This is a genomic window from Mesorhizobium sp. B2-3-5 (genome assembly GCF_006442395.1).
Classification (GTDB): Bacteria; Pseudomonadota; Alphaproteobacteria; order Rhizobiales; family Rhizobiaceae; genus Mesorhizobium.
In genome coordinates this window covers 101,792-117,543 of sequence record NZ_VFVX01000009.1, presented here as the reverse complement: position 1 = coordinate 117,543, position 15,752 = coordinate 101,792, and the positions used below count along the sequence as shown (strand labels likewise).

Genomic DNA, 15,752 nt, shown 5'->3' with positions numbered 1-15,752 from the left:
TGGCGCCGCCGCTCATTGCCGGGCACTTCTCCCGGAATAGAGACGGGGGGGAAGGACGCCGTCATCGGCGGTTTCGCCAATCGCCAACATTGCCGGAATTGTAGTGCAGGGACTGCGCCAGGGCTGAAATTGCCCCTTCTCCCGTCACTACACGGGAGAAGGTGGCGGCAGCCGGGATGAGGGGCGGCGCAAAGCTTTCCGAGGGGGAACGCCTTAGCCAAGTCCCAGATGGCTCTTCAGGCTCGGGACCGAGCCGAGCACCTCGTTGGTCAAATCGGGACCGGCGGCGGCTTCGGCCTGCTGGACCAGCGTGGCGCCGGCCTTCTGGATCTGCGCCATGTCGAGGCCGGAGGCCTTGAGCACGGCGAGGCCGTTGACCAGCGCGCCCGCCTTTTCGCCGAGAACGCCGCCAAGCGCGCCCTGCAGTGAGGACAGGAAGCCGCCACCGCCGGCAGGGGCGGCGGCCATGACGTCATATTGGTGGGCAAGGTCATCGGCGCCGGGGATCTTGGCGAAAAACGAGGAGGCGCTGGTGCCATCGGCCTCGTGCTCCAGCACCGAGAAGATGGTGCCGACGACTTTCTCCGTCGTCGCCTGATCGAGGCCTGCCTTCTGGGAAACGGTGTTGACGATATCCTGGACGTTCATGATCTCACCTCATCCTTGGGTTTTCGTGTTTGCCGGATGGCGCTGGCGGCTGCGAACCTTGACCATGGACTTCCAGCTCGTGGCGACAACGGTCGCGCGCATCGCCAGGATGGCGGCCGCGGCAACCATGAAGGCGGTTGCCAGGATCGGCGAGTTCATGGTCATCGGCGTGTTCCTTTCAGATCGGACCATTCAGGACCGTGGCCGCGCCATGGGGGGCCGGTTCCTCAGTCTCCCCCACTATTGTGGCAGCGCCATCAAGATTTGTCGCCGATGACCAAAATGTGATGATCCCGCCGCTCGCCCATAGCCGCGCAACCGGAGTGTCACCGAAGCCGTGACTGGACGATGCGAGGCTCGCCTCTATCTTGCCAACCGCAAGGAAGTCGAGGCATCGAGATCGAGGAGTGCGTCCATGACGACGATATCCGCAAACACTGGAAAACCCGTCATTACCCAGGCGATGATCGACGCCTATGACGAGTATACCCATCTGACGCTCGATCGCCGGCGCTTCATGGAACAACTGACGAGGCTTGCCGGATCTGGCGCGGCGGCGGCCGCGATCGCGCCGCTTCTGGCCGCCAATTCCGCCCAGGCGGCAATCGTCGCCGAAAACGACCCCCGCGTGAAAGGCGAGGACATCACCTATCCCGGCAACGCCGGTGAGATGAAGGGCTATCTGGTCAAACCGGCAGACCAGACCGGCAAGCTCGGCACCGTCATCATCATCCACGAAAACAGAGGGCTCAACGCGCATATACGCGACGTCGCCCGGCGCGTGGCGTTGGAGGGGTTCGTGGCGCTTGCGCCGGATTTCCTGTCGCCGCTCGGCGGCACACCCGCCGACGAGGACAAGGCGCGTGACATGTTCACCCAATTGGACTCCGCGCAGACCGTGGCCGACGGCGTGGCGACCGTCGCCTTCCTCAAGGCCGACAAGGACGGCAATGGCAAGGTTGGCGTCATCGGCTTCTGCTGGGGTGGCGGTGTCGCGAACATGCTAGCCGTCAACGCGCCCGATCTCGCCGCCAGCGTCGCCTATTACGGCATGCAGCCAAAGGCCGCCGATGTTTCGAAGATCAAGGCCGCGTTGCTGCTGCACTATGCCGGGCTCGACGAGCGCACCAATGCCGGCATCGATGCCTTCAAGAAAGAGCTCGACGCCGCCCATGTCGAGTACACGGTCTATGTCTATGAAGGCGCCAACCATGCCTTCAACAATGACACGTCGGCGGCCCGCTACGACAAAAAGGCGGCCGATCTCGCCTGGGGCAGGACTGTCGCTTTCCTCAAGCAGAAACTGGCATAGCGCGAGGTGTCAGACAGCCGGCCGGGTCACCTGGCTGATGGAGCCGGCTTGTGGAAGGCAACGCCGGCCACCACCAGCGCGATGCCGAGGCAATCCCTGAGGCCGGGAACCTGGCGCAGCACGATGACGCCGATCAGCGTTGCCGTGACCGGCAGCAGCGACAGCATCAGCGCAAAGCTCGAGCGCGGCAGCCGTGACATGGCAAGCTGGTCGCAGATGTAGGGAATGACCGAAGAACAGATGCCGACACCAATGGCTGCAATGAGCAGCGGCGGTGAGAACAAGGCGGGCAGTGCGTCTCTGAAGCCGATCGGCAGCACGACGACGAAGGCGACCGCCATGGCGGCACCGAGGCCCGCTATGCCGTCGCCCGCACCGGCGCGGGCGACGCGGTGGCCAAGAACGATGTAGCCGACAAAGAGAGCGCCGTTGAGGAAGGCCCAGAACAGCCCGACAGGATCGCTGGACCATTTCACGTCGATCAGCAGCAAGGTGCCGCTGACGGCCACGGCCAGAGCGGCCAGGTTGCGAGTGCTTCTGAGGCCGACCAGCGCCACGCCGATGGTGCCGACGAATTCGATCGCCGCCACCAGCGAGATCGGCAGGCGGTCAAGCGCCAGGTAGAACGAACAGTTCATCACCGCCAGACAGGTGCCAAAGGCCAGCAACAGCAGGCGGGTTGGGCGATCGGCGCGGGCGAAGCTCCGCCATGGGCGCGTCGGCGGCGCAAAAATCAGCGCCGCGGTGGCGATGCGCAGCCATGCCATGCCGAGCACGCCGACATGCGGGAAAAGCAGCACGGCGAAGGCCGGCCCGAGATAGTGGAAGACGGCGCTGACACCGAACCAGACATGCGGCGGCAGTTTTGCCGCCAGACCGCCGGGTGCGTGGCGGCCGAGGGCAGGGCTGGCAGCTGAAGCTTGCGTTTGATCGCTCATCGAATCAGTATCGCAGGCAGCTTTTCCAGTTTATATGGAGAATGGTCGATTATCGGGCCATTTTCATCACTGGAAACAAGGAGCTTTCAATGAAGCGCCTTCGAACTGAAAATATCGATCTTGATGCGGCCGACATGAAGATCCTGCGCCTCTTGGAAAAGGACGCACGCGCCAGCACGGCGGAGCTTGCGCGCTCCGTCGGCCTGTCGGCGCCCAGCGTCACCGAGCGCATCAAGCGGCTGCAGGAAAACGGCGTGATCGAAGGCTATTCGGTGAGGATCAATCCCTCGGCCCTTGGGCTGAAGCTGTCGGCGTGGCTGCGCATCCGACCAGTGCCGGGACAATTGTCGGTGGTGGCCGAGATCATCCGTGAGTTGCCCGAAATCGCGCAATGCGACCGGGTGACCGGGGAGGACTGCTTCATCGCCCTGGCACATGTCGGCTCGGTCGCCGAACTCGAACGGGTGATCGATCGCATCATCCCCTATGCGATGACCAACACGGCCATCATCCAGTCGTCCCCGGTGACCGCGCGTTCGCCTCTGGCGGCGATCCGGCGATCGCCGTGAAATGGCGCGACGCTTATCGGATGTTTCCGCGGGGCGGCTGTGACGAACGGCATCAGCCTCGGGCCGGCTCGCCGGCGTCAGGCGTGGCCGCGCTTCAGGCGGGCGCGCTTTAAAATGCTGCGCCAGCGGATCATGTCGAACGGGATCGGCTCATTGTTGTTGGCGATGTGGAAGATTTCGTTGTCGACGTTCTTGAGCGAACGCCAGAAATCATAGTCCGTTATGCGCGGATCAGCGGCCAGCCTGTCCACCTCGACCTTGATGTCGGTTTTCATGCACGTCCCTCGAACCGGCTTTGCCCCGCCGCCCGTATCGCAACTCGATGCGGATCGTTTTCGACCGCTCCGCTGAGTCGTTCAACGTCTCAATTGGCTTGTTCCCGTTAAAACCTCGGTAAGGTTAACGCGGGTCCAGAGCCGCTTCAAGCACTGGTGCCAGCGGACATCAGAGGTTCGGCGATTTTGAGTTTCGGGTGTGGCTTTGAAGTCAGACCCGGTCGCCTCGCCGTTTGGGAGCTGGACGGATACCGGCCCCGCCCTACTTGCGCTTTATGCCGATCGAGCGGCCCGCGCGCTCGGGCATGGGCAGGGCCGAATGGGCGGCGCGCATGGCTTCGATCCTGGCCAGCACATCGGCGGGGAAGGGTGCCACCTTCGGCCCCGCCATGTCGACATGCAGCGACAGGGTCTCGGACGTGGCGGCGAGCCAGCCGTCGACATGGCGGATTTCCTGGTAGGCCCTGAGCCGCTTCTCGTCATGGTCGATGAGTTGGAAGGAGACCCTGACCTTGTGGTCCAGATGCAGCTCCTGCACGTAGCAGACATGGACTTCGGCCGTGTAGATGGTGAGCCGCCGCTCTTTCACGTAATCCAGCCCCATGCCCATCGCTTCGAAGGCCTCGTCCGAACAGCGGTCGAACAGGACGTTGTAATAGGCCATGTTGAGATGGCCGTTGTAGTCGATCCAATCCTTCTCGATGTCCATGGGCCTGGAGACGAAGGGGGCGGGGATGGACATCGAAACTTCCTTGTTCTGGTGCTGGACACAGCGTGGCTGGTGAGACTACGCATCCATAATCGCATGGCAAGCGTGGGCACTGGTCCATTAGCGGAGGAATTCATGGCTCTGAGCGACCTCAATCCCGTCGAACGCAACGAGGAAGGCATCGCGGCGGTGCTTGGCATCCTCAAGCAGCGGATGGGCGAGCGCTTCCAGATCGGCCAGGCTATCCGCTCGCAGCATGCGCACACCACCACCTATATTCCGACGCAGGCGCCGGACGGCGTCGCTTTCCCGGAGACGACGGCCGAGGTGCAGGAGATCGTGCGCGCCTGTGCCGCGCACCGTGTGCCGGTGATCGCCTTCGGCGTCGGCTCGTCGCTGGAAGGCCACACCAACGCGCCCGGTGGCGGCATATCGATCGATACGTCACGCATGAACCGCATCCTTGCGGTCAATCCGCAGGATCTGGATTGCACCGTGGAACCCGGCGTGACGCGCGAGGATCTGAACCGGCATCTGCGCGACACCGGGCTGTTCTTCCCGATCGATCCGGGCGCCAATGCCTCGCCGGGCGGCATGGCGGCGACGCGGGCCTCCGGCACCAACGCGGTGCGCTACGGAACGATGCGCGAAAACGTGCTGTCGCTGACGGCGGTGATGGCAGACGGTGAGACGGTGACGACCGGCAAGCGTGCAAAAAAGAGCTCGGCCGGCTACGATTTGACGCGGCTGCTGGTCGGCTCGGAAGGCACGCTCGGCATCATCACGTCGCTGACACTCAAGCTGCAAGGCATTCCGCAGGCGATCTCGGGCGGCGTCTGTCCGTTTCCGAGCGTCGAGGCCGCCTGCAACGCGGTCATCGCGACCATCCAGATGGGCATTCCGGTGGCGCGCATCGAGCTGGTCAACGCGCTGCAGATGCGGGCGATGAAGAATTATTCCAAGCTCGATTATCCCGAGAGCCCGTGCCTGTTTGTCGAATTCCATGGCAGCGACGCCGGCGCCGCTGAACAGGCCGAAACCTTTGGCATGATCGCCGAAGAGAATGGCGGCGGCCCGTTCCTGTGGACCAGCGTCGCCGAGGAACGCTCCAAACTGTGGAAGGCCAGGCATGACGCCTACTGGTCGTCGTTGACGCTGCGCCCGGGCGCCAAGGGGCTTTCGACCGATGTCTGCGTGCCGATCTCGCGTTTTGCCGAATGCGTCACCGAGACCGAAGCCGACATCGCCGAAATGGGATTGATCGCGCCGATCGTCGGCCATGCCGGCGACGGCAATTTTCACGTGCTGGTGCTGATGGATGTGAATGACCCCAGGGAGATCGCGCTGTCGGAGAAATTCGTCGCTCGGCTCAACATGCGGGCGATCGCCATGGACGGCACCTGCACCGGCGAGCACGGCATCGGCCAGGGCAAGATCGGCTTCCTGCGCCACGAACTCGGCCATGGTGTCGACATCATGCGCACGATCAAGCAGGCGCTCGATCCGCAAAACATCATGAATCCGGGCAAGATCTTGCCGGGCCAAGATCATTAGATGTCGAAACCAGAGGTTTTGCTGCCCATCGAGGTGCCGCCGTTGAGCGCCGGCGCGCCGCTGCCTCATATATTTGCGGATGAAGGCAGGCTGCTCATAGCCTACCTGGCGAACATCCCGGACCCGTCATTCGATGGCACAAACCCACGATCGGTTTCGGCTGCAACCAGCAACCAGACCGTCGTTATACTGGCGGCAGATCCCTATTTGGCTTTGCAATTTGGACCGCCGAACGACGAAAAGATCAGTGGGCATCGTTTGCATGGATTGGGTTTGCAGCCCTATTCCGCATTCGAAGTCGAAAATTCATCGTGGATCGGCTCTCTTGAAAGGGCAAATCGGAGTCACTCGTCTCATGCGCCGGAGCTGCTCTCAGGCTATCGGCATTTCATCCTGACGTTCCACGATTCCACGATTGAGTTCGTCGCCGCGAGTTTCTCGACCAGCCTTCATGAGGGGGCGGTCCTCGCCGTGTTGATGGAGGCGGCTGTGAATCCTGCCTCACTTCATGTCGAAGTCGGTTCGCTTTCTCGATAGATTTTGGCGGCGGCGCGATTGATCGATTTGCCCGTCTTGACCGCGCCGCCATTCGGGTCGAGGCTTCCTGTGGCAACCCTGAAAGATGGGTCTGCCGGCTGAGGAGGACTGTCATGGCCATTTCACGCAAGGAAGAAGCCCGCGCGCTGAGCGCCGATGAAAAGGAACTGGTGGAGAAATCGCACCATCCGGCGGTGCAGGATCTTTCCGACGCCGACCTTTCCGGCCTGGTCAAGCTTTTGCGGGAGCGGCGCGACAAGGCGCAGACCGAAGCCCACCGCCGCCGGCGTGAAATACGTGGCAAGGGCGCGCCCAAAGGCGCGGCCGCCTCAAAGGCCGATGGCGGTTCGCAGGTGAAGCTGGCGGTGCTGGCGATGGCCATGCGGCGCCTGAATGGCGAGGCCGAGCGACGGCGCCAACTGGCAGCTCGCCTTTCGCTGGTCGGGAATGCTCGCAAGGCGCTGGCCATGAAGCAAAGCGCGGCGGCGGACGGTCCCGCTCACAATTCGCGGACGGCTCACAAGGGCATGCGGGCCGTGGCCAACGAGCGGGCGCCGGAGCTGGTGCGGCCGGCGGAACTTGGCCGCCAGCACAAGGCGGGCAAGGTAGCGCAGGCCAAGCGCGACGCACGCTAAGGTCTTTTCAATTGTGACTGTCGGCCCGCCACGTCAGCGTGCAGCGGGATTTGCCTCTGCTTGCTCAGGACAAGGCCTGCGGCATCGGGCGCGCCCGCGCGATGTCGTGCTGCCCTGCGGGGTGGAGACGTCCAAAAATCCCTGCTTTGTCCCCGATTTGTTTTCAGATCGTCCGACGCGACCCCACACTGGGTGAATTGCCTCTTTATCGACACGCGGATGCGGGTAGAGTGCGGCAGAATTTCAATCAACCCGTTCGGAGCTGATGCTCGCACGCCTGTTCGTGATCTTCGGTGGCCTTTTCGTACTGGTGCTGTGCGCGGCGCTGGTGGTGCCGTACTTTGTCGACTGGACCGGCTACCGCGCCGAGTTCGAGCGCGAGGCGAGCGCCATCCTTGGCCGCAAGGTGACGGTGCAGGGCGACGCCACGGCAAGACTGTTGCCGTTCCCTTCGGTGACATTCTCCAACGTCGCGGTCGCTGGCGGCCCCAATGGTCAGCCAGCGATGACCGTCGAGACGTTTTCGATGGATGCGGAACTGGCGCCTTTCCTGCGTGGCGAGGTGCTGATCTTCGACATGCGGCTGGTGCACCCGAAAGCGACAATCGATATTGCCAATGACGGCACGGTCGACTGGGCGATGCGCCCGTCCACGCCGGTCAATCCCGGCCAGATCTCGATCGAGAAGCTGACAGTGACGGAGGGGCAGATCGAACTGCGCCATGCCGCCGGCGGACGCAGCCATATCTTTTCCGAGATCAACACCACCATTTCGGCCAAGTCGCTGGCCGGTCCATGGCGCATGGATGGCACGTTGCGGCTGGATGGGCTGCGCACCACGATCGCGGCATCGACCGGCAAGGCCGAACCCTCCGGACAGATGCGGATCCGGCTGAAGGCCGATCCCGACAGCTATCCGCTGGTGATCGAAACCGACGGCAATGCCGGCATCGTCAATGGTGCCGCCGCCTATTCCGGCCAGTTCAAGATTTCCGGCGCCGACAAGAATTCGGCCCAGTTGCGCGGCAGCGACGGCGAGACGGTGAAGGTCAGCGCCGGCAAGCCAGATCCCGGCTTCCGGCTGAACGGCAAATTCTCGCTCGACCACCAGAAGCTCGGTGTCGACGAATTTCGTTTCGAAACGGGTCCGCTCGACAATCCCTACACCGCCGACGGCAAGGCTTCGGTCGATCTGGGTCAGAGGCCGAGCTTCGCCATCGAGGCCAACGGCGCGCAGGTGCAGTTCGACGAGGCGGTGGGCGCCCAGGCCGGCGCCGGCCTGACGCTGGACCAGCGCATTGCCGGACTGGAGCAGGCGCTGCTCGAACTGCCGAAGCCGACCATCCCCGGCACCGTCGAGGTCAAGCTGCCCGCGGTGGTTGCCGGCGATACGACCGTGCGTGACGTCCATCTTTCCGCCGAACCCGTCGAAGGCGGCTGGTCGGTCAAATCGCTTGCCGCGACCTTGCCCGGCCGCACCACGCTGGAAGCCGACGGCATGCTCAGCGTCGAGGACCATTTCGGCTTCACTGGTTCACTCCTGCTGGCCGTCGCCCAACCTTCCGGCTTTGCCGCCTGGCTGTCAAAGGACGTCGACGAGGCGATCCGCCGTCTGCCGGCCGCCGGCTTCAAGGCCAAGGTCGATCTCTCGGAGAAGCGCCAGGCCTTCAGCGATCTCGAGCTGATCCTGGGCAAGGCGAAGTTTTCCGGACGCATCGATTCCAGCCAGCCCGACGATGCCAGGCCTTCGGTGCTGATGCGGCTCGACGGCGGTGAGCTCGATGTCGATGGACTGGCGGCCTTCGCCTCGATCTTCGTCAGCGACAAGGGCGCCAACCGCTTTGCCGATCGCGATCTCGATTTTCAGATCAAGGCCGGGCCGGTCAGCGCCGGCGGGTTGACCGCCGACACGGTCGACACGGCGCTCAGGCTGCGCGACGGGTTGCTTGAAGTCGACCGGCTCTCGGTTGGCGGGCTGGCCGGCGCTTCGATCAGCGCCACCGGCCGGATCAAGGATTTTGCGGCAAGCCCGACCGGCAAGCTCGATGCCTCGGTTGTCGCCGTCGACCTGAAGCCGCTGATCGACGTTGCAGCTCAGCATTATCCGGGCAATGCGGTGCTGAAGGGGCTGGCGAGCCGCGCCGCTGCCTATCCGGATCTGTTTCAGGACGCCCGCGTCGACCTTGTAGCGAGCGCCGCCGACAATGGCGACGGCACAACGGGGCTGGCGGTAAGCGGGCAAGGCAAGGCCGGTGGTTCGGCTTTTTCCGCCTCGCTGTCAGGGAAGGGGGCGCCGGACAAACTGCTCGAAGCGCCGGTGACGCTGACTTTCAACGCCAAAAACCCCGATGCCACAACGCTGCTGGCGCTCTACGGCCTGCCGGCGCTGCCGCTCGGCATGTTGGGCGAGGCAAGCACGGATATCCAGGCCAAGGGCACGTTTGGCGGCGGCCTGGCGACGAGTTTCAGCCTCGCCGGCAATGACTTCAAGGCCGGCTTCGAAGGAACTGTCACGGCGACCCCGCAGGGGCCCACCGCAAAGGGCAAGATCAGCCTTGATGCCGCCGACATCGAACCCTGGCTGATGACCGCAGGCATCGGTCTGCCGGGCATGGGGGCTGGCATGTCGACGTCGCTTGCGGCGCAGGGCGATTATGGCAACGGCCTGTTGGTGCTCGACAATGTCAATGGTGCCATCAACGAAGCAGCGGTCTCCGGCGACGTCAACGTCGATGTCAAGGACGGCGCGCCGCATCTGGCCGGCGCGCTGGTGCTCGATGAACTCGACCTCGATCCGTTGGCGGTGGCGCTGTTTGGCGATTCCGCTTTCCTTGCCGACAAGAATCGGGCCGACAAGAGTGGGACCGATAAGAATGGGGCTGACAAAAGCGCGAGCGACAAGGGCGGCGCGTGGCCGGCCGCGCCGTTCAGCCAGAAATCCAGCCTGCCGTTCAGCGCCGACCTCGACCTGACGACGGCGGCATTGGCAGCCGGCCCGTTAGCCACTGCCTATGGCGCCGCCTTTTCACTCAAGCTCGACAAGGAAGGCATCCGTGTCTCCGACCTCAAGGCGAAATACCTGGGCGGCGCGCTGACCGGCCTGTTCGAGTTGAAGAACAATGACGGCACCGGGCTTTTCACCGGCCAGATGAAGCTGGCGGGCGCCGATCTGGCAAACGTGTTGCCGGACGCCGGCATCAGCGGCAATGGCGATTTCTCGACGACGCTGTCGACCAGCGGCAAGTCGGTGGATGCGATGGTCGCTGCCCTGTCGGGTTCCGGCACGGCGACGCTGAGGGGGGTGCAGGTCGCCGGCGTCAATCCCGATGCGTTCAGCGCGTTCCTTGCCAAGGCGGATGCGATCGGGCGCGATATCGACGCGGCCAAGACCGCCGCCTTTGCGCCTGACATTGCCGCCGATGGCAGCTTTGCCGCCAAGGACGCCGACATCGCCTTCACGGTTGCCGGCGGCACGCTGAGGGCGCCGCCGATCAGTCTCGAGAATCCGGCGGCGACCCTGTCGGCCGACATCACCGCCGATTTCAACGCCAGCACGGTTTCCGCCAAGGGCGCGATAACCTATCGGCCCGGCGACGAGGCGCTGGTCGGCTCCGAACCGGTCATGAATTTTACCGCCGAGGGTCCATTCGGCGCCGTGACGCGGCAGTTCGACAGCGAGCCGCTGGCACAGTTCCTGACCCAGCGCGCGTTGGAAAAGGAGCAGCAGCGTGTCGAAGCGATGCAGGCGGCGCTGCTGGAGAAGCAGCGCCTGCGGCGCGAGGTGCGTTACTACGCGGCGCTGCAGGACGCGCGCGACAAGGCCGCCGAGGAACTGCGCCAGCAGGAGGAAGCGGCCCGCCTGAAAGCCGAGGCGGACGCCAAGGCCAAAGCGGAGGCTGACGCGCAGGCCCAGGCTGAAGCGGATGCGAAGGCGAAAGCCGACGCTGAAGCGAAAGCCAAGGCTGATGCCAAGGCCAAGGCCGACGCCGACGCAGAAGCGAAGGCCGCCGCGGAACAGCAGGCAGCGGACGAGGCCGCCAAGGCGCAGGCCGAGCAGGAACGCCAGAGGGCGGAAGAGGCGATGCGCATCGCCTCGCAGGAAAAGGCCAGGCAAGAAGCCGAGCGCAAGGCCGCGGAACAGGCGTCCAAAGTCCAGCGTGCGCCGTTGCCCGAGGCCAACGACAACCCTCCGGCCAAGCCAAAGGCCAATCCGTTCACAATCGACAATCTGCTGAAGTCGCTGCAGTAGGGCCGCCGCCTTCCCCGCTCGCGCCGAAAGATCAGCGCCGCCGACAACCGGGATTCAAGGATGCGATGCGTCTGCGGCGCCGTTGGAGATCAGTCCTTCAGGGCGTTCTGGAAGGACTTGAAGGCAGTCGCCGCGGGCTTTGCGGTGAGCTGTTCCTGGAACTTGGCGAAGTCAGCGACTTCCCAGTGCTCCGCGAGTTTGCCATCGGCGATCCGGTAGAACTGAAAGGCGGCGAAATCGACGCGGTTTCCGGTCGCCTTGATGTCCCCGAAATCATGCACTTGGGTGCCGCTGACGCGGTTCATCACGGCCACCCGATCGCCTTCGGCGATGATCTGCTCAATGGTCCAGGTGAAGTCCGGGAAGCTGGCCTTCAGCCCCTGGAGGTAGCTCCGGACGACTTCTATTCCCGAGGTCTGCCCTTCGAGCTTGTCGCCATAGTCCTCCGACACAATGTCGGCGAGCTGACTGAGGTCGCCGGAATTGAACATCTCGAAATAGCGACGCACGATGGCTTTGTTGGCTTCGGAGTCGGACATCGGCAGATCCTTCTTGGAATAGTGAGGCGGCTAAGCATTTTGCGGATTCAGGATATGTTTTGCCGAGGCATTGCCGGCGGCAACTGCCTCATAGGCCTCCACTGCATCATCGAGCGGCCAGGTCTTGACCGGCGACGGTCGCAACGCGCCGCTCTCGAAACCCGGGCGAAGCGCGTTCAGGATCGCCGCGATTTCGACGCCTGTGAGCTTGGCGGTATCAACGCCGATCAAACGTTGGCGGTTGTGATAGAAATCCATCAGATCGAATTCGACGCGGCGCGAACCGACGCTTGTGATCGCCACCTGACGGCCATCCAGACCCAGCGACTTCATCGCCGGCTCGAAGACCGGCCCGCCGACGGCGTCCAGTACAAGATTCACGCCTTTGTTCTCGGTCAGAGCCGCCACCATGGTGGGCAGGTCCTTGGTTTTCGTGTTGATGAAGATATCCGCTTCGGAATCCTGGCTCATGTTGATGTCGGCGCCGATCACGCGAGCCTTCTTCCAGTGCGCAATCTGGATCGCCGCGCGGCCGACGGCGCCGGACGCGCCGGTGATGAGCACCGTTTCGCCGGCTCGGACATCGCCTGCCACCACGAGCGCGGACCACGCCGTGACAAAGGGGACGCCGATGGCGGCGGCCTGCTCCATCGACAGGTTCGCCGGCATCTCCGAAAGCCAATCTTCCGGTATGGCAACGAACTGGGCGTGGGAGCCGTCGCGGATGATGCCGAATCCGGCGCCGTTGCCCCATACGGACTTGCCCGCCCAACGGCTCGAAGCTGCGACGACCGTCCCGGCATAGTCGCGGCCAGGTGTGCGCGGCAACGTTGGGTTAAACACGCCGGAGACAAATTTCACGTCGCTGGGATTGATCGCCGAAGCAGCCACTTTCACCAACGCCTCGCCAGCTTGCGGGACGGGCTTTGCGATGGTCTGAACGCCCAGGACCGAGGGCGGACCAAAGGCCGAAAAGCGAACGGCGCGCATCGTCGTCATCGCCAGTCTCCAGACATGAGAACCTTCACCGGGCAATGTCCCGACGCGGAATTGAAGAGCGATCGAAAGCCGAACTTTTAACCCGCGGATCTCTGCAAGCGGGGAGGGAGGTCGTGCGGCAGTAACCATGAGGTCCGGAAGGCGAAACCCGCGGCAGCCTGGCTGCGGGCTTCGCCGTGCCGTCAGGCTCCGCCGTGCGAGCCGAGGAGTTGCCACTCCCACGCCAGACTGGTGCCGGTCGCTCCACCATGGTCCAGGAGGACCTGCGCCAGCGCCGGAACGGTGGATTCCCGCGCCCAATCGCGCTGGAGTTCCGATGCGAACACTATCCAGGTCAGCGGCACGCCGCCGGCCTGGATCATCCGTTGAACGCCGCGATCATGCGCTTCCGTGCTGACGCCGCCGGAAGCGTCGGTCACAAAATAGACTTCCCAGCCCTCGCCAAGCGCCTGGATGACGGGGAAAGCGAGGCATATTTCGGTCCAGAGGCCAGCGATGACGACTTTCTTCCGGCCGGTCTTCTTCACCCAGTCGACGCAGGCCTTGTCCTCCCAGGTGTTGATAGTGGTCCGGTCGATCGGCACCTGATCGGGAAACACGTCCTGGATCGCCTTGAGAAGCTCGCCACCGCGATCCTTGATCACCGTCGTCAGAAGTGTCGGCACATTGAACGCTTTGGCCACCTTTGCGAGAGCAACCGTGTTGTTGATCATGATTTGCGGGTCGATGTTTCGAACACCCGCAACCTGGAACGCCTGATGATCGATAAGCACAAGGACGCAATTCTCGGGCGTCAACATCGCCTCGAGACCAACCTTGGGGAATACTGCAGCGGCCATGTAATTTCCTTTTGATGTTTTCGCGGACGGGCCTGCGCCCATCCGCATGGTGATTCAATCTTCAATTCAAGTGATCGAATATCTGGTTCGTACGGGATCAGATTTGACCGCAGTTGCGTCAGGCGAACAGTCAGATACGGTCGAGCGTGACGTTCGATGTGATCGACAAGCCGCTACGAGGCGTGTGGATCATCGAACCAAATTGACTGTCTTGCGGCGAGGCCAGCGCTATGCGCCGACTGGAGTCACTAGCGCTCCAAGCGCGTCGCGTCTCAACGGATTCAGGCGAACCATCTCAGGTCTTTGTCTTATGCATGTCGTGTTGCCAAAACCGAAGTCACTTTTGGGTGACATGTATTCGCTCGCTATTCCCGGTTCATTTGCTCAATTCGACGTCTGCTGCTCGGGCAACGTTGCGCGCCTCCGAAAGCAGCGCTTTCCCGTCGTCTGTGAGCCGGGCCGGCGGGTGGAATCTCGTTCGAAAAGCGTGACGCCAAGCTACGCTTCCAGATTGGTGATCGTGTAGCTGACAACCGAAGTGGCTCGGTTGAGCTGGCGCGCCGCGCCCGCGAAACTTCCAACGTCGATCACGGTCAGAAACACTCGCTATTGATCAAACGTTGGCGTGCCGGGATCAGACATGCCGATTTCCTCGAATGGAAGACTCGAAATTTTACGAGTTTCGTACCCTGGGTCAGGGGCGCTACCATTCGCAACAGACGACTCCACCGACTTTAGAGGACCTGGCAAATGACCTATGCGATAATCGGATCCGGCGCCATCGGCCATGCCATCGCCACGCAGTTCGCGCGCCAAGGCATCGATGTGATGGTGGCCAACAGCCGAGGACCGTCGTCGCTCACCGACATGGCACGCGCACTCGGTCCCAACATCAAGCCTGCCACCACCGGTGACGTGGTCCACGCCGACGTGGTGATCCTGGCGATTCCCTTTGGTGCCATTCAGGCGTTCGCCGGGAGCGCGGGTGCGGATTGGAACAACCGTCTGGTGATCGACGCGAGCAACGCGGTCGACTTTCCAGCGTTCAAGCCCGCCGATCTGGGCGGCCGCCTCTCAACCGAAATCGTCGCGGAGGCTTTTCCTGGCGCCCGTGTCGTGAAGGCCTTCAATACGGTCCCGGCGGCAAAGCTGGAAGCGCCGCCAGCGCAGGCGGGCGGACGGCGCGTTGTGGTGTTGTCCGGTGATGACGGCAGCGCGAGGTCCCAGGTTGCCGCTCTGATCGAGCGACTCGGCTATGCGGCGCTTGACCTCGGCACGCTGCGGCAGGCCAGTCATCTGCAGCAGTTTGGCGGCACGCTGGTGGCTCAGGACCTGATCAAGTTGGCCTGATCTTGCCATGCACCGAGACAACGCCGCTGGCGGCAACGGGGACAGCCGTTGATTTCACGGCATCGGCTGCTTTGGCTGTCCTGCGTCAAGACGCTGCGGCGAAGCCAAGGGATTCGGGTGCCGGGAAATAATCGGTATCGTTCCACCCAAGATCCGAGATGTCACTCGCGGTCCCGATCGAGCAGGCGCCTCAGCATGGGTTCGATGCGCGAGAGCTCGTCGAGATGCGCCGCCGACAGCTCGGCCAGGCAATCGTCGGCGCGCTCCGTCAGCCGCAGCAGCACACGGCGATGGTCGTCCTTGTCCTGATCCCGCACGACCAGTCCCGCCTCGCTAAGACGGTTGACCAGTTCGACGGCGCTGTGGTGGCGGATGCGCAGGCGCTCCGCCAGGTCGCCGACCGTCACCGGTCCGCCGCTCGGATATCCCTTGATCGCCAGCAGTGCCTGATGCTGACGCGGTGTCAGTCCGGCGTCTTCCGCCTGCAACTGGCTGAATTCGAGAAAGCGGCGGATCAGATAGCGAAACTCGGACAGCCGCTGGTAGTCGGCCTGTTTGATGGCGGGGCGAGGTTTTGCGGGCTGCGTCATGCCAGACAT

16 protein-coding genes and 1 pseudogene are annotated in these 15,752 nt (G+C 63.4%); 7 read left to right on the top strand and 10 right to left on the bottom strand.

From position 1 onward, the window contains the following. Positions 1–213 precede the first annotated feature (213 nt). Together FJ958_RS13420 and FJ958_RS31585 are read right to left on the bottom strand one after the other, a co-directional pair. A complete protein-coding gene (locus tag FJ958_RS13420) occupies positions 214–648 on the bottom strand; it encodes a hypothetical protein (RefSeq protein WP_140743267.1) in 435 nt (144 codons plus the stop codon). Between the two features lie 9 nt (positions 649–657). Continuing rightward, on the bottom strand, positions 658–813 hold the full coding sequence (locus tag FJ958_RS31585) for a hypothetical protein (RefSeq protein ID WP_181176385.1): 156 nt from the start codon (positions 811–813) through the stop codon (positions 658–660). 250 nt (positions 814–1,063) lie between these two features. Between FJ958_RS31585 and FJ958_RS13415 the strand changes: the two genes are divergently transcribed. Next, positions 1,064–1,960: a dienelactone hydrolase family protein gene (locus FJ958_RS13415; RefSeq protein WP_140743265.1), complete on the top strand. Its 897-nt coding sequence runs from the start codon at positions 1,064–1,066 to the stop codon at positions 1,958–1,960. A 26-nt stretch (positions 1,961–1,986) separates the two neighbouring features. Here FJ958_RS13415 and FJ958_RS13410 read toward each other — a convergent pair whose 3' ends face one another. Next, the gene (locus tag FJ958_RS13410; protein WP_140743263.1) at positions 1,987–2,898 is read right to left on the bottom strand and encodes a DMT family transporter; all 912 of its coding nucleotides are present in this window, start codon (positions 2,896–2,898) and stop codon (positions 1,987–1,989) included. 89 nt (positions 2,899–2,987) lie between these two features. On the opposite strand from FJ958_RS13410, the gene FJ958_RS13405 reads away from it, so the two are divergent. Beyond that, positions 2,988–3,467, top strand: a complete 480-nt coding sequence (locus FJ958_RS13405; RefSeq protein WP_140743261.1) for an Lrp/AsnC family transcriptional regulator — start codon at positions 2,988–2,990, stop codon at positions 3,465–3,467. Between the two features lie 77 nt (positions 3,468–3,544). Here FJ958_RS13405 and FJ958_RS13400 read toward each other — a convergent pair whose 3' ends face one another. Together FJ958_RS13400 and FJ958_RS13395 are read right to left on the bottom strand one after the other, a co-directional pair. Continuing rightward, entirely contained in the window at positions 3,545–3,742 is a 198-nt protein-coding gene (locus FJ958_RS13400; RefSeq protein ID WP_013894716.1) for a hypothetical protein, read from the bottom strand. 262 nt (positions 3,743–4,004) lie between these two features. Next, positions 4,005–4,484 carry a thioesterase family protein gene (locus tag FJ958_RS13395; protein ID WP_140743259.1) on the bottom strand — a complete coding sequence of 160 codons (480 nt, stop codon included), beginning with the start codon at positions 4,482–4,484 and terminating at the stop codon, positions 4,005–4,007. Positions 4,485–4,586: 102 nt separating this feature from the next. Here FJ958_RS13395 and FJ958_RS13390 point away from each other — a divergent pair, with 102 nt between their 5' ends. From FJ958_RS13390 to FJ958_RS13375, 4 genes are all read left to right on the top strand, one after another. After that, positions 4,587–6,005, top strand: coding sequence for an FAD-linked oxidase C-terminal domain-containing protein (locus FJ958_RS13390; protein WP_140743257.1), 1,419 nt, complete (start codon positions 4,587–4,589; stop codon positions 6,003–6,005). Further along, on the top strand, positions 6,006–6,542 hold the full coding sequence (locus tag FJ958_RS13385) for a hypothetical protein (RefSeq protein WP_140743255.1): 537 nt from the start codon (positions 6,006–6,008) through the stop codon (positions 6,540–6,542). Positions 6,543–6,655: 113 nt separating this feature from the next. Beyond that, positions 6,656–7,177 (top strand): hypothetical protein, encoded by a 522-nt coding sequence (locus tag FJ958_RS13380; RefSeq protein ID WP_140743253.1) that lies wholly within the window; start codon positions 6,656–6,658, stop codon positions 7,175–7,177. 265 nt (positions 7,178–7,442) lie between these two features. Beyond that, positions 7,443–11,426: an AsmA-like C-terminal region-containing protein gene (locus FJ958_RS13375; protein ID WP_140743251.1), complete on the top strand. Its 3,984-nt coding sequence runs from the start codon at positions 7,443–7,445 to the stop codon at positions 11,424–11,426. 89 nt (positions 11,427–11,515) lie between these two features. Here the strand turns inward: FJ958_RS13375 and FJ958_RS13370 are convergent, their stop codons facing one another. From FJ958_RS13370 to FJ958_RS13355, 4 genes and pseudogenes are all read right to left on the bottom strand, one after another. After that, positions 11,516–11,965: an ester cyclase gene (locus FJ958_RS13370; RefSeq protein WP_140743249.1), complete on the bottom strand. Its 450-nt coding sequence runs from the start codon at positions 11,963–11,965 to the stop codon at positions 11,516–11,518. Between the two features lie 30 nt (positions 11,966–11,995). After that, positions 11,996–12,964 (bottom strand): zinc-binding alcohol dehydrogenase family protein, encoded by a 969-nt coding sequence (locus FJ958_RS13365; RefSeq protein WP_181176384.1) that lies wholly within the window; start codon positions 12,962–12,964, stop codon positions 11,996–11,998. Between the two features lie 182 nt (positions 12,965–13,146). Then, positions 13,147–13,803 carry a hydrolase gene (locus FJ958_RS13360; RefSeq protein ID WP_140607946.1) on the bottom strand — a complete coding sequence of 219 codons (657 nt, stop codon included), beginning with the start codon at positions 13,801–13,803 and terminating at the stop codon, positions 13,147–13,149. Positions 13,804–14,209: 406 nt separating this feature from the next. After that, positions 14,210–14,406, bottom strand: a pseudogene (locus FJ958_RS13355) (LysR family transcriptional regulator); the annotation flags it as partial. Between the two features lie 147 nt (positions 14,407–14,553). On the opposite strand from FJ958_RS13355, the gene FJ958_RS13350 reads away from it, so the two are divergent. Beyond that, positions 14,554–15,153, top strand: a complete 600-nt coding sequence (locus FJ958_RS13350) for an NADPH-dependent F420 reductase (RefSeq protein ID WP_140607944.1) — start codon at positions 14,554–14,556, stop codon at positions 15,151–15,153. Between the two features lie 161 nt (positions 15,154–15,314). Here the strand turns inward: FJ958_RS13350 and FJ958_RS13345 are convergent, their stop codons facing one another. Continuing rightward, entirely contained in the window at positions 15,315–15,752 is a 438-nt protein-coding gene (locus FJ958_RS13345; protein ID WP_140743245.1) for a helix-turn-helix domain-containing protein, read from the bottom strand.

Excerpts from the sequence above, each read along its gene's own strand:
- FJ958_RS13405 (WP_140743261.1), top strand. The coding sequence starts at position 2,988 with ATGAAGCGCCTTCGAACTGAAAATATCGATCTTGATGCGGCCGACATG.
- FJ958_RS13390 (WP_140743257.1), top strand. The coding sequence starts at position 4,587 with ATGGCTCTGAGCGACCTCAATCCCGTCGAACGCAACGAGGAAGGCATC.
- FJ958_RS13400 (WP_013894716.1), bottom strand. The coding sequence starts at position 3,742 with ATGAAAACCGACATCAAGGTCGAGGTGGACAGGCTGGCCGCTGATCCG.
- FJ958_RS13370 (WP_140743249.1), bottom strand. The coding sequence starts at position 11,965 with ATGTCCGACTCCGAAGCCAACAAAGCCATCGTGCGTCGCTATTTCGAG.
- FJ958_RS13420 (WP_140743267.1), bottom strand. The coding sequence starts at position 648 with ATGAACGTCCAGGATATCGTCAACACCGTTTCCCAGAAGGCAGGCCTC.
- FJ958_RS13375 (WP_140743251.1), top strand. The coding sequence starts at position 7,443 with ATGCTCGCACGCCTGTTCGTGATCTTCGGTGGCCTTTTCGTACTGGTG.
- FJ958_RS13415 (WP_140743265.1), top strand. The coding sequence starts at position 1,064 with ATGACGACGATATCCGCAAACACTGGAAAACCCGTCATTACCCAGGCG.
- FJ958_RS13350 (WP_140607944.1), top strand. The coding sequence starts at position 14,554 with ATGACCTATGCGATAATCGGATCCGGCGCCATCGGCCATGCCATCGCC.
- FJ958_RS13410 (WP_140743263.1), bottom strand. The coding sequence starts at position 2,898 with ATGAGCGATCAAACGCAAGCTTCAGCTGCCAGCCCTGCCCTCGGCCGC.
- FJ958_RS13380 (WP_140743253.1), top strand. The coding sequence starts at position 6,656 with ATGGCCATTTCACGCAAGGAAGAAGCCCGCGCGCTGAGCGCCGATGAA.
- FJ958_RS13385 (WP_140743255.1), top strand. The coding sequence starts at position 6,006 with ATGTCGAAACCAGAGGTTTTGCTGCCCATCGAGGTGCCGCCGTTGAGC.
- FJ958_RS13345 (WP_140743245.1), bottom strand. The coding sequence starts at position 15,752 with ATGTCTGGCATGACGCAGCCCGCAAAACCTCGCCCCGCCATCAAACAG.
- FJ958_RS13360 (WP_140607946.1), bottom strand. The coding sequence starts at position 13,803 with ATGGCCGCTGCAGTATTCCCCAAGGTTGGTCTCGAGGCGATGTTGACG.
- FJ958_RS13365 (WP_181176384.1), bottom strand. The coding sequence starts at position 12,964 with ATGACGACGATGCGCGCCGTTCGCTTTTCGGCCTTTGGTCCGCCCTCG.
- FJ958_RS31585 (WP_181176385.1), bottom strand. The coding sequence starts at position 813 with ATGACCATGAACTCGCCGATCCTGGCAACCGCCTTCATGGTTGCCGCG.
- FJ958_RS13395 (WP_140743259.1), bottom strand. The coding sequence starts at position 4,484 with ATGTCCATCCCCGCCCCCTTCGTCTCCAGGCCCATGGACATCGAGAAG.